The sequence below is a fragment of the Sphingomonas sp. Leaf9 genome (assembly GCF_001421355.1).
In the GTDB taxonomy this organism is placed as follows: Bacteria; Pseudomonadota; Alphaproteobacteria; order Sphingomonadales; family Sphingomonadaceae; genus Sphingomonas.
This window is the reverse complement of record NZ_LMKC01000001.1, coordinates 241,738-263,413: the sequence shown is the minus strand read 5'-3', so window position 1 is coordinate 263,413 and position 21,676 is coordinate 241,738. Positions and strand designations below refer to the sequence as shown.

The 21,676-nt window shown below is 67.1% G+C and carries 24 protein-coding genes and 1 tRNA gene; 20 read left to right on the top strand and 5 right to left on the bottom strand.

The genetic code is table 11. From position 1 onward, the window contains the following. Positions 1 to 84: 84 nt before the first annotated feature. Complete coding sequence (locus tag ASE58_RS01295; RefSeq protein ID WP_055817205.1) at positions 85 to 3,228, bottom strand: TonB-dependent receptor; 3,144 nt, start codon at positions 3,226 to 3,228, stop codon at positions 85 to 87. A 291-nt stretch (positions 3,229 to 3,519) separates the two neighbouring features. On the opposite strand from ASE58_RS01295, the gene ASE58_RS01290 reads away from it, so the two are divergent. From ASE58_RS01290 to ASE58_RS01245, 10 genes are read left to right on the top strand one after another with little or no spacing between them, the layout of a single operon-like run. Then, positions 3,520 to 5,001, top strand: a complete 1,482-nt coding sequence (locus ASE58_RS01290; RefSeq protein ID WP_055817202.1) for a methyl-accepting chemotaxis protein — start codon at positions 3,520 to 3,522, stop codon at positions 4,999 to 5,001. Between the two features lie 41 nt (positions 5,002 to 5,042). Next, positions 5,043 to 5,306 carry an STAS domain-containing protein gene (locus tag ASE58_RS01285; RefSeq protein ID WP_055760692.1) on the top strand — a complete coding sequence of 88 codons (264 nt, stop codon included), beginning with the start codon at positions 5,043 to 5,045 and terminating at the stop codon, positions 5,304 to 5,306. Positions 5,307 to 5,321: 15 nt separating this feature from the next. Next, positions 5,322 to 7,502, top strand: a complete 2,181-nt coding sequence (locus ASE58_RS01280; protein WP_055817199.1) for a chemotaxis protein CheA — start codon at positions 5,322 to 5,324, stop codon at positions 7,500 to 7,502. Continuing rightward, a complete protein-coding gene (locus ASE58_RS01275; RefSeq protein WP_055760698.1) occupies positions 7,499 to 8,362 on the top strand; it encodes a CheR family methyltransferase in 864 nt (287 codons plus the stop codon). The genes ASE58_RS01280 and ASE58_RS01275 overlap by 4 nt, the downstream gene beginning before the upstream one ends. Continuing rightward, positions 8,359 to 9,396, top strand: coding sequence for a protein-glutamate methylesterase/protein-glutamine glutaminase (locus ASE58_RS01270; RefSeq protein ID WP_055760701.1), 1,038 nt, complete (start codon positions 8,359 to 8,361; stop codon positions 9,394 to 9,396). Before ASE58_RS01275 ends, ASE58_RS01270 begins: the two co-directional genes overlap by 4 nt. Further along, on the top strand, positions 9,393 to 9,941 hold the full coding sequence (locus ASE58_RS01265) for a chemotaxis protein CheD (RefSeq protein WP_055761621.1): 549 nt from the start codon (positions 9,393 to 9,395) through the stop codon (positions 9,939 to 9,941). Before ASE58_RS01270 ends, ASE58_RS01265 begins: the two co-directional genes overlap by 4 nt. Positions 9,942 to 9,973: 32 nt before the next feature. Then, positions 9,974 to 10,336, top strand: coding sequence for a response regulator (locus tag ASE58_RS01260; protein ID WP_055760704.1), 363 nt, complete (start codon positions 9,974 to 9,976; stop codon positions 10,334 to 10,336). A 26-nt stretch (positions 10,337 to 10,362) separates the two neighbouring features. Then, complete coding sequence (locus tag ASE58_RS01255; RefSeq protein WP_055760706.1) at positions 10,363 to 10,800, top strand: chemotaxis protein CheW; 438 nt, start codon at positions 10,363 to 10,365, stop codon at positions 10,798 to 10,800. Positions 10,801 to 10,833: 33 nt separating this feature from the next. Beyond that, positions 10,834 to 11,835 (top strand): chemotaxis protein CheB, encoded by a 1,002-nt coding sequence (locus tag ASE58_RS01250; RefSeq protein ID WP_235513446.1) that lies wholly within the window; start codon positions 10,834 to 10,836, stop codon positions 11,833 to 11,835. After that, positions 11,832 to 12,110, top strand: a complete 279-nt coding sequence (locus ASE58_RS01245) for a hypothetical protein (protein WP_055818089.1) — start codon at positions 11,832 to 11,834, stop codon at positions 12,108 to 12,110. The genes ASE58_RS01250 and ASE58_RS01245 overlap by 4 nt, the downstream gene beginning before the upstream one ends. Positions 12,111 to 12,115: 5 nt before the next feature. Here ASE58_RS01245 and ASE58_RS01240 read toward each other — a convergent pair. From ASE58_RS01240 to ASE58_RS01230, 3 genes are all read right to left on the bottom strand, one after another. Further along, positions 12,116 to 12,189: transfer RNA gene (locus tag ASE58_RS01240), tRNA-Thr, on the bottom strand. A gap of 42 nt (positions 12,190 to 12,231) precedes the next feature. Further along, entirely contained in the window at positions 12,232 to 13,125 is an 894-nt protein-coding gene (locus ASE58_RS01235; RefSeq protein ID WP_055817192.1) for a hypothetical protein, read from the bottom strand. Further along, the gene (locus tag ASE58_RS01230) at positions 13,095 to 14,402 is read right to left on the bottom strand and encodes a replication-associated recombination protein A (RefSeq protein WP_055817190.1); all 1,308 of its coding nucleotides are present in this window, start codon (positions 14,400 to 14,402) and stop codon (positions 13,095 to 13,097) included. Before ASE58_RS01230 ends, ASE58_RS01235 begins: the two co-directional genes overlap by 31 nt. Positions 14,403 to 14,499: 97 nt before the next feature. On the opposite strand from ASE58_RS01230, the gene ASE58_RS01225 reads away from it, so the two are divergent. The 7 genes from ASE58_RS01225 (at position 14,500) to ASE58_RS01195 (ending at position 19,048) form a co-directional block, all read left to right on the top strand. Continuing rightward, positions 14,500 to 15,039 (top strand): PadR family transcriptional regulator, encoded by a 540-nt coding sequence (locus ASE58_RS01225; protein WP_055817187.1) that lies wholly within the window; start codon positions 14,500 to 14,502, stop codon positions 15,037 to 15,039. After that, entirely contained in the window at positions 15,036 to 15,353 is a 318-nt protein-coding gene (locus ASE58_RS01220) for a DUF2218 domain-containing protein (protein WP_055817184.1), read from the top strand. The genes ASE58_RS01225 and ASE58_RS01220 overlap by 4 nt, the downstream gene beginning before the upstream one ends. A gap of 31 nt (positions 15,354 to 15,384) precedes the next feature. Then, complete coding sequence (locus ASE58_RS01215) at positions 15,385 to 15,651, top strand: UvrB/UvrC motif-containing protein (protein ID WP_055817181.1); 267 nt, start codon at positions 15,385 to 15,387, stop codon at positions 15,649 to 15,651. A 107-nt stretch (positions 15,652 to 15,758) separates the two neighbouring features. Beyond that, entirely contained in the window at positions 15,759 to 16,139 is a 381-nt protein-coding gene (locus ASE58_RS01210) for a MerC domain-containing protein (RefSeq protein ID WP_055817178.1), read from the top strand. Positions 16,140 to 16,179: 40 nt separating this feature from the next. After that, positions 16,180 to 16,641, top strand: a complete 462-nt coding sequence (locus tag ASE58_RS01205) for a Fur family transcriptional regulator (RefSeq protein WP_055817176.1) — start codon at positions 16,180 to 16,182, stop codon at positions 16,639 to 16,641. An 86-nt stretch (positions 16,642 to 16,727) separates the two neighbouring features. Beyond that, a complete protein-coding gene (gene dxs, locus ASE58_RS01200; RefSeq protein ID WP_055817174.1) occupies positions 16,728 to 18,650 on the top strand; it encodes a 1-deoxy-D-xylulose-5-phosphate synthase in 1,923 nt (640 codons plus the stop codon). After that, entirely contained in the window at positions 18,647 to 19,048 is a 402-nt protein-coding gene (locus tag ASE58_RS01195) for a hypothetical protein (RefSeq protein WP_055817171.1), read from the top strand. Before dxs ends, ASE58_RS01195 begins: the two co-directional genes overlap by 4 nt. A 37-nt stretch (positions 19,049 to 19,085) precedes the next feature. On the opposite strand, the gene ASE58_RS01190 is transcribed toward ASE58_RS01195, so the two are convergent. Further along, the gene (locus ASE58_RS01190; RefSeq protein ID WP_055817166.1) at positions 19,086 to 19,754 is read right to left on the bottom strand and encodes an RBBP9/YdeN family alpha/beta hydrolase; all 669 of its coding nucleotides are present in this window, start codon (positions 19,752 to 19,754) and stop codon (positions 19,086 to 19,088) included. A gap of 178 nt (positions 19,755 to 19,932) precedes the next feature. Here ASE58_RS01190 and ASE58_RS01185 point away from each other — a divergent pair, with 178 nt between their 5' ends. The 3 genes from ASE58_RS01185 to ASE58_RS01175 are packed head-to-tail and all read left to right on the top strand — an operon-like array spanning position 19,933 to position 21,656. Continuing rightward, positions 19,933 to 20,721 carry a TlyA family RNA methyltransferase gene (locus ASE58_RS01185; RefSeq protein ID WP_200909273.1) on the top strand — a complete coding sequence of 263 codons (789 nt, stop codon included), beginning with the start codon at positions 19,933 to 19,935 and terminating at the stop codon, positions 20,719 to 20,721. Between the two features lie 38 nt (positions 20,722 to 20,759). Continuing rightward, entirely contained in the window at positions 20,760 to 21,314 is a 555-nt protein-coding gene (locus ASE58_RS01180; RefSeq protein ID WP_055817163.1) for a TspO/MBR family protein, read from the top strand. Between the two features lie 45 nt (positions 21,315 to 21,359). Continuing rightward, positions 21,360 to 21,656 (top strand): accessory factor UbiK family protein, encoded by a 297-nt coding sequence (locus tag ASE58_RS01175; protein ID WP_055817160.1) that lies wholly within the window; start codon positions 21,360 to 21,362, stop codon positions 21,654 to 21,656. Positions 21,657 to 21,676: the final 20 nt, after the last annotated feature.

The following is a 21,676-nucleotide window of genomic DNA, read 5'->3' as shown; positions in this document are numbered from 1 at the left end:
GCTGGCGTGAGGGTAGGGCAATCGCGCGCGATGAAAAGGGGCGCCCTTGCGCGAAGGGCGCCCCTTTCCCGTCACTTGACCGCATCAGAAGCGATAGCGTGCCCCCAGCAGGAAGCGCGGCTTCAGTTCCTGGGCGAACACCAACGCGTTACGGTCGCGACCATATTGCACCAGCGGCTCGCTGGTCAGGTTCACCCCTTCGATCGACAGCGCCATGCGGTCGTTCAGGTCGTAGCTGATGTTGAAGTCCAGCGTGCCGAACGGCGCGACGAACAACGGGTTTCGGCTGTCGCCCTGATTGGTCGCGGCCAGGAACTTGTCGCGCCAGTTATAGGTCACGCGGGCGGACAGGCCGTTCTTGTCATAAATGATCGATCCGTTGGCGCTGTCGCCCAGCCCGGTCAGCGCGAACACATTGACGTTCGGATCGGCCGCGATGTCGGCGTTCACGTCGCCATAGACTTTCGTGTACGAGGCCTGGACACCGACGCCGGTGTTGCCGAAGAAGTACTGACCTGCGAGTTCGAAGCCATAGATATGGCCCTCGCGGTTGTTGATCGGCTGTTCCACGGCAAAGTTATACAGCGGGTCTTGGCCGTTAGCGTAGATGTCGATCGCCTGCAGGACGCTGTTCACATAATCCTGATTCAGCGCGCCGCCATTGACGCGATTTGCCTGGAACGTGGCATCGGCCTGGGCAGTGTTGCCGCCGTTCTGCTGAAGAAGTGCGGTGTAGGTGAACAGGTTCACGTCGCTCAGGTCGGCACCCAGCGCCTGTAGCCGCGCCAATGCGGTTCCCGAACGGGTGCCCGCCGCGCCCGACGACGGATCGCGCAGGTCGAACAGGCTGCGGTTGAACACGCCCTTGCCGATGAAGTTGCGCACCCGTTTGTCGAAGAACCCGACCGACACATAGCTCGACGGCTTGAAATACCATTCGACCGACAGGTCGAAATTGTCCGACACGAGCGGAAGCAGGCTGGCATTGCCCGACTGGCCGGTCGGACGGCCGCCCAGTGCGACCGGACGCGTCGGCGGGCCGGCCGTTGTCGACGCGAACAGGTCGCCGAAGTCGGGCCGGGCAAGCGTGCGGCTTGCCGACGCGCGGGCGATGAAGTTGTCGAACACCTCGATGTTAAAATCGACCGCCGGCAGCAGGTTGGTATAGTTGCCGCGCTGGACGACCGGCGAGCCGGAGGCTGCGACGACCGCCGAGAAGTCGTTATCCGCATCCCACTTCAGCGCCGACGGGATCGCCTGGATCGCGACAGAGCGGACCTTCGTTTCTTCATAGCGGGTGCCGAACAGCAGGTTCGCGGGGCGGCCGGCGATCTCACCCTTCCAGGTGATCTGCCCATAGACGCCCCAGACCTTCTCGCCGACCGTATCATTGTCGTTGGCGGTGGTCGAAATCGGGTTGGCGGCGTAGAAGTTCGAGAAGATGTCGTTCAGGACGACGGCGTTGCCGCGGAAGGCAGTGCGCTTCACATCGGCGGTGCTGAACTTGTCGAACTTGCAGTCGAGGCAGAAGGTCTTGACCACGTTCGACGCCAGCCGCTGGACGATGCCCGGATCGGTGATGCCCCAGTCGCCCAGCTGCTGCTGCGTCTGCACCCGCTGGCTGGTCATTTGCGAGTCGGTGTAGGTGCCGCCGAAATCGAACCGGCTGCCGCCGCCCAGGTCCCAGCCGAAATCTGCACGACCGCCGTTGATCCGCTGGCGTTGGGTGGCGGTGTTGGTGCGCGAAATCTGCGTGCCGACGTCGCCGAGGTCGAGGACGCCGTTGCCATTGCCGTTGATCGAATCGTTGATCGTCTGCGTCACGCGGGGGAAGCCGCTGCTATAATCGATCGCCTGGCTGCTGATGACCGGCGCGCCAAGCGACATCAATGTCACCGACGTTCCGTTGGGGGCATCGGGCGTCGACTTCGACACGGCATGATAGCCATCAACGTTCAGCGTCAGACGATCGGTCATCTGCCACTTGCCGTTCAGGCCATAGGACTGAAGCTGGGTCTTGGTGGCGCGGAACTGCTGCTCGAAGCCTTGGTCCTTCACGCCGTTAATCGTTTCCGAGATGAAATCGGGCGTGGCGATCACGTCGTTGCCGTTGAACTTGATCCGGCCGAACGGGCGGTTGAACCAGTTGGTCTGCTCGCTGCGCTGTTCCTCCAGCCGGTTCTGCGCGAACAGCGCGTCGGCGGTGAAGGTCAGCCGTTCGGTCGGCGCGAACTGCAACACCGCCTGGCCGTTGATGCGTTCCCGCTTGTTTTCCGAAAACTGGTAGCGGCTGTCGTTGGGAACCAGCGTGAACGGCGTGGTCGGCCGGTTCTCGATCTGGGTCTGGCCGTTGACGTAAGGACCGGCGGGGTTGAGCACGTCGGCGGTTGGGACCACCGTGAAATAGTTCGGCGCGCTCTGGGCCGAGGTGCTGTCGCGGCGCTGGAAGCTGCCGAAGACCGACAGGCCGAAGGTGCGCGCGTCGTTGCGCCAGCTGAGCAGACCCGACACTTCGGGAAGCACGCGGGCGCCTTCGCCCTCCATCGTGCTGACATCGTGCAGTGCCTTCACGCCGAACGAGCCGGTGACGCCATCCTCCCGCGAGTCCAGCGGCTTGCGGGTAACGACGTTGATCGCCGCGCCGATGCCGCCCGACGGGATGGAGGCGCGGCCGGTCTTGTAGACCTCCAGCGCCGATACGCCTTCCGATGCGAGATTCTGGAAGTCGAACGAACGCCCGGTGCCGCGTGCGAAATCGCCCGCGCCGCTGGTGTCGACGTTCGAGGCGGGGAGCTGGCGGCCGTTCAGCGTGACGAGGTTGAACCCGCCCGAGAAGCCGCGCACCGACACCTGCGATCCTTCGCCGTTCACCCGGTTGATCGACACGCCAGTGATGCGCTGCAGCGACTCGGCGAGGTTGGTGTCGGGGAACTTGCCGATATCCTCGGCGCTGATCGCGTCGACCACGCCGGCCGAGTTGCGCTTGATATCGATCGCGCGGTTCAGCGAGGCGCGGATGCCGGTGACGACGATTTCCTCGCCGTCCTGCACCGGGTCCTGGCCGGTCTGCTGTGCGGTGCTGCCGGCGGTGCCTTCGGTGGCGCCAGGCTGGGCATTGACGGCGGTGTCGCCGGTCTGCGCGGCGGCGATGCCGGGTGCGACCAAAGCTGCGGCCAGAGTGATGGCGGAGGCGCTGCGCGCCAGATTGCCGAGAAGATGACCTCTCATGCGAAAACTCCCCTGATGCGTGGTGCGGTTCGTTCCGCCCATCGTGTCGCCGGATTGTCCGGTAATGGTATCGCTACCACTTTGTCCGGCGCTGTCAATTCGATGAATCGGATAACATCATGATCTGGAACGATAATATCCAGTATCCGAAACTGCGCCGATCGGTCGTGACGGTACGCAGTTCCACGCATCTTCGACATTAACCAGAAATTATACGGAGATCGGTACCTCGATATCCAAGCGAGCAATGCAGTCCGGGGGGATGTGACAAAGTTCGTTTGGAGCACATGAATGATGCGTTGGTTTCGCAAAGACGCCCCGATCCGTCTGAAGTTTACCGTGATGGGGACGGTCTATGCCTTGTTGGTGGCCGTGCCGGTCGCCACCACGGCGGCGGCGCTGGGCGGCATGGCGTCGGCGCCGATCCTGCTGGGTGCGGCAGTGGCGGCGTTGTGCGTCACTATCGTGCTGGCGGTCGTGTTCCGCAGCGCCGTCTGCAACCCCTATGTCGATTCGGTCGTGGGAATGGAGGCGATTGCCGCCGGCGATTTGTCGCGCACGATCGAGCATGCCGACCATCGCGACTGTATCGGCCGCATGGCGCGCGCGATGCAGGTGTTCCAGGCGAACGGCCAGTCGGTAAAGGACGCGGCGACCGGCCAGAAGCAGGTGGTCGGCCGGCTGGGCGAGGGGCTGTCGCGCCTTGCCGCCAGCGACGTCAGCTATCGCATCGCCGACCCGTTCCCCGCCGATTACGAACGGCTGCGCATCGATTTCAACGCGGCGATGGACGCGGTGTCGGAAGTGCTGGCGGCGGTGCGCGAGGCGACCAGCGGCATCAACAGCGGCGCCAACGACATTCGCAAGGCATCGGACGACCTGTCGCAGCGTACCGAGCAGCAGGCCGCGAGCCTGGAGGAAACCGCCGCCGCGATGGACCAGATCACCGGCACAGTGCGCGAAACCGCCGCCGGCGCCACCCGCGCCCATGCGGTCGTCAGCGAAACCCGTGACGAGGCCGAACAGTCGGGCGATGTCGTCCGCCGCGCGGTCGACGCGATGCACGGCATCGAACGGGCATCGGGCGAGATCGGCGATATCATCACCGTCATCGACGGCATCGCATTCCAGACCAATCTGCTGGCGCTGAACGCCGGGGTCGAAGCCGCCCGTGCCGGCGACGCGGGCAAGGGGTTCGCGGTCGTCGCGTCCGAAGTGCGCGCGCTGGCGCAGCGTTCGGCCGACGCCGCCAAGGACGTGAAGGCCAAGATCAACGCATCGTCCGAACAGGTCGCGACCGGTGTCGAACTGGTCAGCGAAACCGGCAAGGCATTGCAGCGGATTATCGGGCGCATCGGCGAGATCAGCGCGCTGGTCGGCACCATCGCCACCTCGGCCGATCAGCAGGCGACCGGGCTGCAACAGGTCAACACCGCCGTCAACGAGATGGACGGCGTGACCCAGCAAAACGCCGCGATGGTCGAACAGGCGACCGCCGCCGCCCGCACATTGGCCGAAGAAGCACAGGAGCTGGCGCGGCAGGTCGACCGCTTCACGCTGCGCCATGGCACCTATGCCGCGGCCAAGGTTGCTTCCGCTCCGCGCCATGCACCGACCCAGAGCGCCGTCCACCGGTTGCAGGCCCGCGTCGCGCAGGTCAGCCGCGACATGGCCCCGTCGTCGCCGCCACCCCGCCGCAAGGCCGCCGCCAGCGGCAGTGCCGCCACCGCGGCCGCGATGGTCGTGGATGAAGACGACTGGACCGAATTCTGATCCCAATCCCTGCCAGCGACCTCCTTTTCCGGGATACGCCCATGACCATCGCTCTTCCTGCCGTACTCGATACCCCCGCCGCCGCCGCGCTGCGCCAGACGCTGCGCGATGCGATCGGCACCGGCACCCCGATCCTGCTCGATGCGTCGGGCGTGGAGCGGATCGGCCAAGCGTGCCTGCAGGTGCTGGCCGCTGCCGAAGTCGCGGCGGAGGAATCGGGCCAGGATTTCCGCATCGTCGGCGCGAGTCCGGTGTTCGCCGACATGGCGACGCTGGCGGCCCTCGACACCCTTATCGCCGCCTGATCCGGAGCGAATTTCATGGACCTCGACGCAATCCAGCAGATCTTCTTCCAGGAGTGCGAGGAAGGCCTTGCCGCGATGGAAGGCAATTTCGCGTTGCTGCGCGACGGCGACCGCGATTCGGAAACGATCAACGGCGTCTTCCGCTGCGTCCATTCGATCAAGGGCGGGGCGGGCGCGTTCGGGCACGAACGGTTGCAGGCCTATACCCACCAGTATGAGACGCTGCTCGACCTGATCCGCAACGGTACGCTGGAACTGACGCCCGCGCTGCTCGACGTGGTGGTGGGGGCGTTCGACGTGCTGGCCGACCATGTGGCGGCGGCGCGCGACGGCGATACGCCGCCGGCCGATGCGGCGATGCTGGAACGGCTGGTCGCGGCCGCCGGGGGCGATACGGAGCCCAAGGCCGCGGCGGCGCCGGCGGCGGATGCCGCGCCGGCGGTCGCCATTTCCGACGATTTCGACGACCTGATGTCGATGCTGGGCGATGTGGCGCAGTCGGAGGACGGCGCGGATGCCGCCAATGGCTGGCGCCTGCGCTATACGCCGGGGTCCAAGGCGTTCGAACATGGTGCCGAACCGCTGCTGCTGCTGCGCGAACTGACGATGCTGGGCGGCAAGGTGACGTCGTGCGACCGCGCCGCGCTGCCGCCGCTGGACATGATGGACCCCGAATGCGGCTATCTGGCGTGGGACGTCGCGCTGCCCGCCAGCGTTGCCGAGGATGACATCCGCGCGGTGTTCGAATTCGGCGACCCAAGCGCGATCACGCTGACGCGCGGCGATGCCGAACCGGCGATGGCGGAGGATAGCGTCGACGCGCTGTTCGACCTGCTCGATTCGATGGAAAGCGCGCCGGTAGCGGTCGTCGCCGAACCGGAGGTCGCCGCGCCGCCGCCGCCGCCTGCTCCCGCCCCGGTTGCCGCGCCGGCACCTGCGCCCGCTGTGTCGCCGGTCGCGGCGGAACCGGCCGCGCCGCGTGCCGCTGCCCCGGCCGCTGCTGTGGCACCGCCGGCGCAGACGATCCGCGTCGACCTCGACAAGCTCGACCGGCTGGTCAACCTGGTCGGCGAGCTGGTGATTACGCAGGCGATGCTGGCGCAGCGGCTGGCCGAAAACCAGATGGGCGGCATCTCGGAACTGAGCGACCTCGAACATCTGACGCGCGAGTTGCAGGAATCGACGATGGCGATCCGTGCGCAGCCGATGAAGACGGTGTTCAGCCGCGTGCCGCGCATCGTCCGCGAACTGGAGGGCGAGACCGGCAAGCGCGTCCGCCTGGAGGTGGATGGCGAGATGACCGAGGTCGACAAGACGGTGGTCGAACGCATCGGCGAACCGCTGACCCACCTGATCCGCAACGCCGTCGACCATGGCCTGGAAATGCCCGACGTTCGCGTCGCGGCGGGCAAGTCGGCCGAGGGCGTCGTCCGCCTGGCCGCCGCGCACCAGTCGGGCCGCATCGTCATCACCGTGTCCGACGATGGACAGGGGATCAACCGCGCACGGGTGAAGGCGAAGGCGATCGAGAAGGGCATCATCCTGCCCGATGCGGTGCTGAGCGATGAGGAGATCGACAACCTGATCTTCGCGCCCGGCTTCTCGACCGCGGCGGCCATCACCAACGTGTCCGGACGCGGCGTCGGCATGGACGTGGTGCGCAAGAACATCCAGGCGCTGGGCGGCCGTATCGGCATCCAGTCGCGCGAAGGCTTCGGGTCGAGCTTTTCGCTCAGCCTGCCGCTGACGCTGGCGGTGCTCGATGGCATGATCGTGACCGTGGGCCAGCAGACCTTCGTCATTCCGCTGGGCCATATCGTCGAAAGCCTGCGCCCCGACGACGACACGCTCAGCCGGCTGGGGCCGGACGGCACGCTGCTCGACGTGCGCGGGTCGTACGTGCCGGTGCTGCGCATCGCCGACTATCTGGGCATCGAGGGGGCCGAGCGGAACCCGACGAACGCCGTGCTGATCGTGGTCGAGGGCGACCATGGCCAGGCCGCGCTGCTGGTCGATACCATTCAGGATCAGCGGCAGGTGGTCGTGAAGAGCCTGGAGGCGAATTACCAGGCGATCGACGGCGTTGCGGGCGCGACGATCCTGGGCGACGGGCGCGTCGCGCTGATCGCCGATGTCGATGCGCTGACGACGCGCGGCCGCTTCGCCAACCGTCCGACCGCGGCGATCGCCGCATGAACCGGGCCGCCGCCCTCGACAACAGCCGCGCGCGTGAATTCGAATTTCACCCCGGCGACCACCGCGCCATCGCGGCGCTGGTGTATGACGAGGTCGGCATCCTGCTGCCCGATGGCAAGGCGCAGCTGGTCTATGGCCGGATCGCGCCGCGCGTGCGGGCATGCGGCTTCGGCAGCTTTGCCGATTATGTGGCGCATATCGGCCGCGATGCCGAGGAACGCGGCCGGGCGATCGACGCGCTGACCACCAACCACACCAGCTTCTTTCGCGAAAACCATCATTTCGAGGATTTCGTGGAGCGGATCTGGCCGTCGCTCGCCGACCGGCTGGCAAAGGGCGGGCGGGTGCGGCTGTGGTCGGCGGCGTGTTCGAGCGGCGAGGAACCCTATTCATGGCTGATGGCGATGTTCGGCACCGACCGCGCCGCCGCTCAGCGACTGTTGAAGGCCGACCTGCGCCTGTTGGCGACCGACGTGTCGCCAAGCGTGCTGAACACCGCGCGCGCCGGCCGGTATTCGAAGGAAACGATGCGGACCGTACCCGCATCGCTGCGTTCCGTATGGACCGGGGGGGACGGCGACAGCCTTGTCGTCGATCCGGTCCTTCGCGAGGGAATCGCGTTCAAGCCGCTCAACCTGCTCGGCGACTGGCCGTTCAAGGGGCGGTTCGACACGATCTTCTGTCGCAATGTCATGATCTATTTCGACGAGCCCACAAAAGAACGCCTGCTGGCGCGGCTCGGCGAGCGATTGGAGGTTGGGGGGATGCTCTACATCGGTCATTCGGAGCGGCTGATCGGCGCGGTGCAGGACAAGTTCCGCTGCATCGGCCGCACCGCATATCAGAAGATCGCCGCATGAGCGTCCGCACCCTCATCGTCGATGATTCGATGGCGATGCAGGCGATCATTCGCCGCCGGCTGCTTGCCGATCCGGGGATCGAGGTCGTCGGCACCGCCGCGAGCGCCGACGAGGCACGCGCGCAGATCAAGGCGCTCGACCCCGATGTCGTGACGCTCGACATCGAGATGCCGGGGATGAGCGGGCTCGACTTCCTCGAACGGCTGATGCGGCTGCGCCCGACGCCGGTGGTCATGCTGTCGACGCTGACCGCGCAAGGCGCCGAGGCCAGCCTGACCGCGCTGGAACGCGGCGCGTTCGATTGTTTCGACAAGACGCGGCTGATGGCCGGCACCGATGCCGCCTGCACGTCGGAGCTGACCGAGCTGGTCCGCGCCGCCGCCACCGCGCGCCCGGCCGCGCGTGCCACGCCGGTGCGCGCCGCCGCACCGGTGCAGGAACGTGCAACCTATACCCCGCGTCCCGGCGCGATGATCGCGATCGGCGCGTCGACCGGCGGTGTCGAGGCGCTGATCGAGCTGCTGTCGGGCTTTCCTGCCAACTGCCCGCCGACCGTCATCGTCCAGCATATGCCGGCGACCTTTACCCCGAGCTTTGCCGCGCGGCTCAACCGGCTGTGCGCGCCGAGCGTCGAGGAAGCGCGCGCGGGCGCACCGCTGGCGGTGGGCAAGGTCTATCTCGCGCCTGGCGGCGAACGGCATATGGAGATCGGCGGATCGGGCGACCGGCGCCATTGCCGCCTGGTCGAAGGCGACAAGGTGAACGGCCATCGCCCGTCGGTCGACCGGCTGTTCCATTCGGTCGCGCGCCTGGCGGGCCGCGATGCGACCGCCGCGATCCTGACCGGCATGGGATGTGACGGGGCGGAGGGGATGAAGGCGATGCGCGGCTGCGGATCGATGACCTTCGGCCAGGACAAGGCGACCAGTGTCGTCTATGGCATGCCCGCGATCGCGCAGCAGATCGGCGCGGTCACCGAACAGCTGCCGCTGCGCAAGATCGCCGCGCGTCTGTTGGCGGAATGCGCCGCATGAGCGCGCTGGCGACCCGTGACGGACTGCGGCGGGTAACCGTTGCACAGGGCGAGACCCAGGTCAGCAACGAACGCGATGTCGTGCTGACGACGGTGCTCGGCAGCTGCGTCGCCGCGTGCTTCTACGACCCGATCGCCCAGATCGGCGGGATCAACCATTACCTGCTGGCGGACGGCAACGCGTCCGACCCGGCGTCGATGCAGCGTTACGGCGTGTATGCGATGGAAGTGCTGATCAACGCGATGCTGGCGCGTGGCGCGGCGCGGTCGCGGATGCGCGCGCGCATCTTTGGCGGGGCGACGATGCGCGCGGGGTTCCGCGATATCGGCGGCGCCAACATCGCCTTTGCCCGCACCTTCCTGCGCGACGAACGCATCGCGCTGGTCGGTGAGGATGTCGGCGGCACCCAGGCGCGTCGGGTCGAGTTTCGCGCGGCGGTCGGGTTGGCGCGATGCCGGTCGGTCGTCGATACCGCACCGCCGCCGATCGTCGTGCGCGCACCACCGCCACCGCCCGCCGCCGTCGGCGACGTGGAGTTTTTCTGATGACCGAATCTGCACCGAGGGAGCCTCTTACCGTGGCCAAGACGATCATGACCGTCGACGATTCGCCCAGCATGCGAATGTTGCTGCGGGTCGCGCTGACCGATCTGGGATACAGCGTCGTGGAGGCCGAGGACGGCGTTCATGCGCTGGAAAAGCTGGACGGGTTCCAGCCCGACCTGTTGATCACCGACATCAACATGCCGCGCATGGACGGGTTCGGCCTGATCGCCGAAGTCCGCGGGCAGGGGCGTCGCAGCCTGCCGATTCTCGTGCTAACTACCGAGAGTTCCGACGAAAAGAAGCAGCGTGCGCGTGACGCCGGTGCTACCGGCTGGATCGTGAAGCCGTTCCACCCCGAAAAGCTGGCCGCCGCGATCCGGCGCGTCCTGCACTGACCCCAAGCGCGATCAAGGAAACTCCCATGTCCCGCCAACTTATCACCTTTCAGCTGGGCGACCAGATCCTGGGCGTCGACATCATGGCGATCCGCGAGATCCGCGCATGGTCGCCGGCCACCCCGCTGCCCAACGTGCCGCCCTATGTCCGCGGTGTCGTGAACCTGCGCGGCGTCGTGCTGCCGGTATTCGACCTGCGCCATCGGCTGAACTGGGGCGTGACCGATCCGTCGGCGCGCCACGTCATCATCGTCGTGCGGATCGGCGAACAGCTGCAGGGGATCATCGTCGATGCGGTGAACGACATCGTGTCGATCCACCCCGATGCCATGCAGCCGATCCCCGATATCGGCGATGCCGAGGCGTCGCGATTCCTCGAAGGGCTGGCGACGATCGACAATCGCATGATCCTGGTGCTGGCGCTCGACCGACTGGTCGACCAGCCGGTCGCCGAAGCCGCTTGAAGTACCGCGTAATCTTTTTGGGACAATCACATCATGGCTGCTAGCACCAAGGTCCTCGTCGTCGACGACTCCCTGACCATGCGGGCGCTCATTTCGGGCGCGCTGGAACGGATTCCGGGTGTCGAGGTCGTCGGACTGGCCGATGGCGCGGCCGAGGCGCGTTCGATGGTGGCGTCGCTCAAGCCGCACGTCATGACGCTGGACGTCGAGATGCCGGGGATGAGCGGCATCGAATATCTGGCCGAGATCATGGATACCAAGCCCATGCCGGTCATCATGTTCTCCACCCGCACGACCGACGGCGCGGGCGAGACGATCGAGGCGTTGCGCCTGGGCGCGATCGACTGCCTGCCCAAGCCGCGCGTGGCGGCGCCGGCCGAGCTGAACGCGATCATCGCGAAGCTCGGCAAGCGTATCAAGTCGGCGCGCAACGCCCCGGTGAAGGTGCCCAAGGTCGCATCGGCCGCGCGCCCGATCGACTGGAACGGCCGCCTGCTGGTGGTCGGCGGCGATGCGTCGAGCACCGCGTCGCTGTTCAACCTGTTCGGGCAGTTCCCGCCCAATTGCCCGCCGACGATCGTCGTCCAGCATCTGGGGCCGGGGCTGGTGAACGGCATGGTCGAAAAGCTGGGGTCGCAGGTCGCGCCGAAGGTCGTCGTCGCGCAGGACGGCATGGCGATCGAGCAGGGCACGATCTATTTCGCGCCGCAGGGCGACCATCACGTCGTGGTCGATGCATGGCCGTCGGGCAAGCTGCGCCTGCTGGCGCGCGATCCGGTGGCGGGCGAGCGGCCGTCGATCTCGCTGCTGTTCGCCGCTGCCGCCAAGGCGGCGGGTTCGAACGCGGCCGGCGTATTGTTCCTCGACAGCAGCGAAGATGGCGGCGGCGGGCTGAAGGCGATGCTGGGCGCGGGCGGCTATGCCTTTGCGCCGGCCGAAAGCGGCGGTGGCCATACCCTGTCGCGCGGCATGGTGACGCAGCCCGTGGCGGCCGATGCGCTGGCCGCCGGCGTCCTGAAACTGTGCTCGAAATGAGCGCGCCGGCGATCTCCGTCGCCTCGCCCGAACTGGGCGAGGCGCTGGCCGGCGAGCTGGAGCGGGCGTCGCGCCTGCTCGGCGAGCTTGCCTTTGAACTCGGCAGCGACGAAACGACGCTGCGCCGGCACCTGACCGGCCTGCAGTCGATCGATCATGTGACGCAGATCATGCTGAACATTGCCACCGTGCTTCGCGCGGGCGAGGGGACGGATCAGCTGGCCGGGGTGACGCTGGAGGATGTCGCGGGGCGATTGCGCGCGAGCCTCAACTAATCGGCTGGTGCCCCGTGCAGGAATCGAACCCGCGTCTCTTCGTTACAAAGGAAGCCGTTTACCATTAACGTAACGGGGCACGCCAAAACTCGCTTACCAAGCGGTGTGTCGAACCACAATCTCAAACCACGCCGAAGGTCCAGCCTTCGGTACGCGCGACACGGGGCGACAGTGCCGGCGGCGACCACAGCGCCGGATCGTGCGCGACCCCGCGGAGCCACGCGGCGGTCAGCAGCGCATCGGTCGCGTGATCGTCATAGCGGGGGGAGGGCGCATGCGGCGCACTGCCCAATACCGCCAGCGCGGCGTCCAGCTGATCGGCATCGCGCAGCTTGCTGCGCCCGGCGCGGACCCCGGCGGCCCGCGCGGCGATGGTGGTGTAGATTTCGACGATCACCGGCCCCGATGGCGGCAGCGGATCGAACGGCCAGACCGGTATCCGCCCCGCCAGCCGGTGCAGCACCCGCATCCCCGTCAGGCTTGATTTGCCGACCTGCGCCGCGCCGACCAGGTTGAAGCAACTGGTCGGAGAGAACCCTGCCGCGCGCTGCCGTTCCTCGCACCGTCGCAACCGCCCGCGTCCCTGTCCGAAGCGGTCGCCGAGCGCGCGATGCCGGCGGAAATGGCGCGACAGTTCGGCGTCGTCCACCACCGACGTCGCCGCCAGATGCGGATCGCCGGCGGCCATGGCATCGACCATCGCCCATAGCGCGCGGGCGTCGTCGGGCGAACCGGGCCAGTCGGGGAAATAGCCGCCGGCATCGACGAAGGGCAGGGCGGGCGACAGGTCCAGCCCGATCAGCATGTCCGCCTGGGTATCCGCCAGCATCGTCAGCCAGTCGAGAATGCCCTCGCGCGACCAGCCGCCGTCGCGGGTGACGAGCGCGGGGCCATCGTCATGCGCCTCCGCCACCGCCAGCCCAGCGGGGCGCGCCACCGCCTGTCCCGACCAGTCGATCGCCGCAAACCGCGTGAAGCGGCGGGTCACGATGTCTGCCGCCGTTCGTCCCACCATGCCATGCGTTCGGCGATGCGCTGTTCGAACCCGCGCCCGGTCGGTTCGTAGAAGCGTGCCGGGGGCATCTCCTCCGGCCAGTAATTCGCGCCCGAAAACCCGTCCTGCTGGTCATGGTCATAGGCATAGCCCTTGCCATAGCCGATGTCCTTCATCAGCCGGGTCGGGGCGTTGAGGATCGAGGGGGGAGGCATCAGCGATCCCGTCTCGCGCGCGGCCTTGAACGCCGCCTTTTGCGCCTTGTACGCCGCATTCGATTTGGGCGCGGTGGCGAGGTAGAGGCACGCCTGCACGATCGCCAGTTCTCCCTCCGGGCTGCCGAGGAACTCATAGGCGTCCTTGGCGGCGAGGCATTGCACCAGCGCCTGCGGATCGGCGAGGCCGATATCCTCGCTGGCGAAGCGGGTCAGCCGGCGCAGGACATAGAGCGGTTCCTCACCCGCCGTCAGCATCCGCGCCATGTAATAGAGCGCGGCCTGCGGGTCCGATCCGCGCAGCGATTTGTGGAGCGCGGAGATAAGGTTGTAATGCCCCTCGCGATCCTTGTCATACACCGCGACCCGCCGTTGCAGCAGCGCCGACAGCCCGGCGGGATCGAGCGGTTCGGGCAGTTGAATCGAGAACAACGTCTCCGCCTGATTGAGCAAGAACCGGCCATCGCCATCGGCGCTCGCCACCAATGCCGCGCGCGCCGCGTCGGTCAGGGGCAGGGGCCGTTCCTCCAGTGCCTCGCCGCGCGCGAGCAGCTCGTTCAACGCATCGGCACCGAGGCGGTGGAGGATCAGCACCTGCGACCGGCTGAGCAGCGCCGCGTTCAGTTCGAACGACGGGTTCTCGGTCGTGGCACCGACCAACGTCACCGTGCCATCCTCGACATAGGGCAGGAAGCCATCCTGCTGCGCGCGGTTGAAGCGGTGGATTTCGTCCACGAACAACAGCGTCTTGCGGCCCAGCCGGGCGTGGTCGCGCGCTTCGGCGAACACTTTCTTCAGGTCGGCGACGCCGGAGAAGACCGCCGAAATCTGGGCATAGCGCAGGCCGACCGCATCGGCGAGCAGCCGGGCGATGGTCGTCTTGCCGGTGCCGGGCGGTCCCCACAGGATCATCGACGACAGCTTTCCCGCCGCCACCATCCGTCCGATCGCACCCTCCGGTCCGGTCAGGTGATCCTGCCCGACGACATCGGACAGGGTGGTCGGGCGCAGGCGATCGGCCAGCGGCCCAGCGGCGGGCGGGTCGGGAACGGGCGGAGCGAAGTCGGCGAACAGGTCGGACATGGCCCGAATATAGGCCTTCGCAAAAAACCGCCAAACGCCTCTTGCAAGAACCGTTTCAAGATATATCTTGGTGTCTAAGATATATCGGAGAATGAGAATGCGATTTGGAATGGGATATGCGTCATGGACCGGCGGGCCGGGTCCGGGTGGTCGTGGCCGACATGGCGGCGGGCCGCGGGGCCGGGTGCTGGGCGGTGACGAACTGAAGCTGGTGCTGCTGGCGCTCATCGCCGAGGCGCCACGCCACGGATACGACCTGATCCGCGCGGTCGAGGCGCGCACCGGCGGCGCCTATGCGCCCAGCCCCGGCGTCGTTTATCCGACACTGACGCTGCTGACCGACATGGGACTGATCGAGGAACAGGCGAGCGAGGGCACGCGCAAGCTGTTCGCCGTGACCGAGGCGGGCAGCGCGCAGCTGGCGCAGGATGCCGAACAGGTCGCCGACCTCTTCGCACGGTTGCAGGCGCTGGGCGAACACCGTGCCCGCACCGATGCCGGCCCGATCCACCGCGCCCGCGCCAACCTGCGCGCCGCGCTCCACCACCGGCTCGCCGGGCCGGACGTCGACACCGACACCCTCCACGCCATTGCCGCGATCCTCGACGAAGCGGCGCAGAAAGTTGAACGCCTATGACCGATTTCACGACCCACGCCGCGGTGCCGACTGCGCAGGCCAGCCGGTACCTCCAGCAGCTGTGCAAGCATTGGCAGCATAACCTGACCGTCGAGTTCGACGCCGACCACGGTACGGTGGTCTTCCCCCGCGACGCGCGCGGCGCCAGCCATCCCGGCGACGCGCTGGTGACGTTCGATGCCGCCTCCGATGCGCTGAACGTGCGGATCGACGCGACGTCGGCGGAGCAGCTGGACGGGCTGAAGGGGGCGGTCGCGCGCCATCTCGACCGGTTTGCGTTCCGCGAGGCGCCACTGGCGTTCGACTGGCGATGATCCGTCGCGGCGTCTCGCGCGTTCGGGTCGCATGACCGATACGATCGAGACGCTTCGCGCCCGGATGGAAGCCGCCGCCGCGGCGATGGATTTCGAAACCGCATCGCGGTTGCGCGACCGGATCAACCTGCTGCGCGGCGGTGCCGATCCCAACGCCGCGCAAGCGGCGGACACGGCGGGGCTGACCCGGCAGGCGCCCGGTGCGATGGGGCTGGGCACCAGCCGGCAACGGGTCGAACCGCCCGCCGGCTGGAAACCGCCCGCCAAGCCCGACCTGATGGTAACGCGCAAACGTTGAGGGCGGGACTTTTTCGTGGCCCCGTCGAACCCGGCGCGTGCGGCGGCGTTTGGGCAGCCATGAAACGATATGTTGTAACTTCGCGCAATTCGGGGCATAGGGGGTGCATGCGCAGCACCACCGCCCGAACCTGGTTGCACGAAGGCCGACTCGACCGGTTCGGGATCATCCTGTCCGGCCTGTGCGCGGTGCACTGCGTGACGACCATCGCGGTCATGGCGCTGCTGGCGTCGGTCGGCGGCACGTTGCTGCATCCGGCGATCCACGAAATCGGCCTCGGCCTGGCCGTCCTGCTCGGCATCGTCGCGCTGGGCGTGGGCTTTTTGCGCCATGGGCAGCGGTTGCCGACGCTGATCGGTGGCATGGGCCTTGCCGTCATGGCGCTGGCGCTCACCCTGCCGCACGGCGTGCCGGAAGCGATCGCGACGCTTAGCGGCGTCGCGCTGCTGGCGCTGGGGCATCATCTGAACCGTCGCGCGCGCTGCTGAGCGGCTTGCCGCCTGTCGTTTGCGCGCCTATCTCGCTGACATGGCGCACGAACATCACGAACATCACGGAGCCGCGTGGAACAAGGCGGCGGAAGCCGCGCTGATTCGCGCCGGCGAGCAATGGACCGCGATGCGTGCCAGCATCTTCGACGTGTTGGCGTCGTTCGAAAAGCCTGCCTCCGCCTATGATATCGCCGATGCCGTGTCGAAGGCGCAGGGGCGGCGCGTCGCACCCAACAGCGTCTATCGCATCCTCGACCTGTTCGTGAACGCGAACCTGGCGCGCCGGGTCGAAAGCGCCAACGCCTATCTGGCGAATACCCATCCCGATTGCGTCCACGACTGCATTTTCCTCGTCTGCGACAAATGCGGACAGACGACGCATATCGATGACGAAAAGATCACAGGTACCGTCCGTGCCGCAGCGTCGGGGGCCGGGTTCAAGCCGGTGCGCCCCGTTATCGAAGTGCGCGGAACCTGTGCAGCATGCGTGCAGGATTGAACCTTTCCTGAACCATACGCGCAGTTTGTCCCAACTGGCGCGCACCGGCAATCGACAGTGGGTTCCACCTGCGCTAGTCAGGCGCGATGGCCGATCCACTTAGCACGCCGCTGCTCGACACCGTTCAAACGCCCGCCGACCTTCGCAAGCTGGCCCCCGGTGACCTGCGGCAACTCGCCGACGAATTGCGGCAGGAAACGATCAGCGCGGTCGGCACCACCGGTGGGCATTTGGGGTCCGGCCTTGGCGTCGTCGAGCTGACCGTCGCGATCCATTATGTGTTCGACACGCCCGCCGACCGGCTGGTGTGGGACGTCGGCCACCAATGCTATCCGCACAAGATCCTGACCGGCCGCCGCGACCGTATCCGCACGCTGCGCCAGGGCGGCGGGCTGTCGGGCTTCACCAAGCGGTCGGAAAGCGAATACGATCCGTTCGGCGCGGCGCACAGCTCGACCTCGATCTCGGCGGCGCTGGGCTTTGCCGTCGCCAACAAGATCGCGGGTACGCCGGGCAAGGGCATTGCCGTGATCGGCGACGGCGCAATGTCGGCCGGCATGGCCTATGAAGCGATGAACAATGCCGAGCAGGCGGGCAACCGGCTGGTCGTGATCCTCAACGACAACGACATGTCGATCGCGCCGCCGGTCGGCGGCCTGTCCGCGTATCTGTCGCGCATCGTGTCGAGCCGCGAGTTTCTGGGGTTGCGTGAGGCGCTCAAGAAGATCGCCCGCCGCCTGCCGCGCCCGCTGCACACCGCCGCGCGCAAGACCGACGAATTCGCCCGTGGCATGGCGACCGGTGGCACGTTGTTCGAGGAACTGGGCTTCTATTATGTCGGCCCGATCGATGGTCACAATCTCGATCATCTGATCCCGGTCCTCGAAAATGTCCGCGATGCCGAGGAAGGCCCGATCCTGGTCCATGTCGTGACCAAGAAGGGCAAGGGCTATGCCCCGGCCGAAGCGGCGGCGGACAAATATCACGGCGTCCAGAAGTTCGACGTCATCACCGGCACGCAGGTGAAGGCGCCCGCCGGGCCGCCGCAATATCAGAACGTGTTCGGCCATACGCTGAGCCAACTGGCCGATACCGACAGCCGCATCTGCGCGATCACTGCCGCGATGCCGTCGGGCACCGGGCTGGACCGCTTTGCCAAGGAACATGGTGACCGATTCTTCGACGTCGGCATCGCCGAACAGCATGCGGTGACCTTTGCCGCCGGTCTGGCGGCGCAGGGCATGCGGCCGTTCTGCGCGATCTATTCGACCTTTCTCCAGCGTGCCTATGATCAGGTCGTGCACGACGTCTGCATTCAGAATTTGCCGGTGCGCTTCGCGATCGACCGCGCCGGGCTGGTCGGGGCGGATGGCGCGACCCATGCCGGCAGCTTCGACGTGACCTATCTTGCGACGCTGCCGAACATGGTGGTGATGGCCCCGGCGGACGAGGCGGAACTGGTCCACATGACCTATACCGCCGCCGAATATGACGCCGGGCCGATCGCGGTACGCTATCCGCGCGGCAACGGCATCGGCGTGGCACTGCCGGAGGTCCCGCAGAAGCTGGAGATCGGCAAGGGGCGTCTGGTCCGTGAGGGCAGCAAGATCGCGATCCTGTCGCTCGGCACCCGGCTGGAGGAAGCGCTGAAGGCCGCCGACGCGCTGGAGGCGAAGGGGCTGTCGACCACCGTTGCCGACCTGCGCTTTGCCAAGCCGCTCGACGAGGCGATGATCCGCCGCCTGCTGACCACCCACGAAGTCGCGGTGACGGTCGAGGAAGGCGCAGTCGGGGGCCTCGGCGCGCATGTCCTGACCTTTGCCAGCGACAGCGGGCTGATCGATGCGGGCCTGAAGCTGCGCACGATGCGCCTGCCCGATACCTTCCAGGATCAGGACAGCCCGCAAAAGCAATATGACGAAGCTGGCCTGAACGCGCCGCAGATCGTCGACACGGTGTTGCAGGCGCTGCGCTGGAACGAGAGCGGAGCCACCGAAGTCCGCGCATGACCGGCGGACAGAAGGCGGCGGCGATCATCGCGTTGGCGGTGGTCGCGCTTGCCTGGTTCAACTGGCGGATGTGGCGGCAGTTCAGTGCGGCCAAGGCGTATCGCGCCGGATGGAGCACGGCGGATTTCGACGCGATGGTGGCGGAGAACGGCGTGACTCCGGCCATCGCCGCGCTGACCCGCGATCTGGTTGCGCCTTGTTACGGAGAGGGCGTTGTCCCGCATCCCGACGACGATTTCGCTCGGTTCCTGATGATCGATGACGAAGACGTTGCCGATCTGGTCGAGGCAGCGTGGGCGCGGCTGGGGCTGGCGATTCCGAAGCGGGCCGATCCGGTCGAGCTGCCGCCGATGAAGGATGTGCGAGACCTGGCGGTCTATCTTCAATCGGTCGCCTGATCGTCACCCCGGACGTGATCCGGGGTGACGCTGGACGTCAGCGCAGGAACTGCCCCTGCGCGGCGTCGGTGGCGTTGATCGCCAGCACCGACCGGGCATCGCTGGGCAGCCGGACATGGCCATGTCCGTCCCCCGACGCCGCGATCACGCGGTCGAGCAGTTCCTGGCCCTCTTCCCACCAGCCGATACCGCTGGCGGCATTCAGATGACCCTGCGCGCCGGCATCGACGAAATGGCTGCCCCAATCGACCGCCATCGAATGCGCCCGCTCGATCGAGACCCAGGGATCGTCGGTCGAGGCGACGACCAGCGAGGGGAAGGGCAGGGCGAAACGCGGCGTGGGGGCGAAACCCTGCAATTCCACCGGCGCGCCCGCCCGGTCGACATCAGCCGGCGCCACCAGCAATGCGCCCGCGACCGGCCAGCCATAGGGCTGTCCCGACAGTTGCGCCCACCATGCGACGGCGAGACAGCCGAGCGAATGCGCCGCCAGCACCACCGGCGCCTGTGCCTGGCGGATCGCCTGATCGAGCTTCGTCACCCACGCATTGCGCAATGGCCGCGACCACAGGCCCAACTCGACCCGCGCGGTGTCGGGGCGCGATTGCTCCCACAGCGTCTGCCAGTGCGATGGGCCGGAACCGTTCAGGCCGGGCACGGTCAGCACCGTGGGCAGGCCGGTCGGGGGAGTCGAAAACTGTGCCATCGTCACGCTCCTGCTCATGGTGTTCAACGGGGTGGAAGCCGCCGGCCAGGCTTAGGGACGGGGATCGGGTCCGGGCGGCTTCCTATAGTCAATGTATTCCTACTCATCCGATAGGCAATAGCCAATCGACCAGTCGATCAAGGGTTGCGACGGGCGGAAAGCCGCGCCATGCGAGGCCATGGCAAAGCAACGTGCGGACCAGATGCTCGTCGATCGTGGCCTGGCCGAAAGCAGGACGCGGGCGCAGGCGCTCATCATGGCGGGGCTGGTGTTCGTCGGCGATCGCAAGGTCGACAAGCCGGGGCAGCAATTCGCCCCAGACGTCACGCTGGACGTGCGTGGGCGCGATCATCCGTGGGTGTCGCGCGGGGGGATCAAGCTGGCGCACGGCCTCGACCATTTCGGCTGGGACGTGACGCAGGCGGTGGCGATCGATGTCGGATCGTCGACCGGTGGCTTTACCGACGTGCTGCTGACGCGCGGCGCGGCGCGGGTCTACGCGGTCGACAGCGGTACGAACCAGCTGGCGTGGAAGCTCAGGCAGGACCCACGGGTCATCGTCCACGAACAATTGAGCGCCCGGCTGCTGACCGAGGCGCAGATCCCCGAGCCGGTCGATCTGGTGGTGTGCGACGCGAGCTTCATCGCGCTGGCCAAGGTGCTGGCGGTGCCGCTGACCTTCGTGAAGCCCGGCGGCCGGTTGCTGGCGCTGATCAAGCCGCAGTTCGAGGCGGGGCGCGAGGAGGTCGGCAAGGGCGGCGTGGTGCGCGATCCGGCGATCCATACACGCGTATGCGATGCGGTGGCCGACTGGCTGACCGGGCTTGGCTGGCGGGTCGCGGGCGTCGATCCCAGCCCGATTACCGGGCCGGAGGGCAATATCGAGTTCCTGATCGGTGCCCATGCGCCCGAATCGGCCGCTTTGACTTGCAATGACGCACCGCACACAGCAAGCACTGCGCCCTGAACGGCGGCGCAACGGGCGCGTCGGTACTGGGGTGCGGGATGAACGAGATCGCGTCGAAGTGGCAGTTGCGATCGGGATTTCTGCGGCGCGCGGTGGTTTGCGTGCCGTTAATCCTGTTGCTGGGATTCACGTCGGGGCAGCTGGTCGTCGCGGGGGATGCGAACGGCTGGTACCGGATGCTCGACCTGCCGGCGATCCGGCCGCCCAACTGGGCGTTCCCGGTCGTGTGGACGATCCTGTACCTGATGCTGGGCTTTGCAATAGCCGTCGTGCTGAACGCGCGCGGCGCGCGGGGCCGGGGGATCGCCATCGCGTTGTTCGTGGCGCAGCTGGCGATGAACCTCGTCTGGTCGCCGTTGTTCTTTGGCGCGCATCAGGTGACGCTGGCGCTGTACCTGATCGTCGCGCTGTTCTTCACAGCACTTGCCACCACCTTTGCCTTTGGCCGCATCCGGCCGCTCGCGGCGTGGCTGCTGGTGCCGTATCTGGTGTGGCTGGTGATCGCGTCGGCGCTCAACTGGCAGATCGACCGGCGTAATCCGAACGCGGAAACCCTTGTGCCGCCGGCCCATTCCACCCAAATCACGCTTTAGAAACGGTCGGCGCGACGGGCGCCTGGCCAACCGGAAGGATTTTCCATGCAGTCCGACAATCGCCTGTTCGACGATTTCGCCAAGTTCGTGAACGGCGCGGCCGGCACCATCGCCGGCATGGCGCGCGAGGGTGAGGCTGCCGCGCGCGAACGGGCCAAGACGTTCCTGGGCGGCATGGATTTCGTCAGCCGCGACGAATTCGAAGTGGTGAAGGCCATGGCCGTCGCCGCGCGCGACGAGGCCGATGCGCTGCGCGCCCGGCTCGATGCGCTGGAGGGCAAGACGGTCACCGGCGCCGCGCCGTCGGTCGACAGCACGGGTGCCGGCGAAGGCGCGCTCTGATCCATTGCCCTGCATCCCGC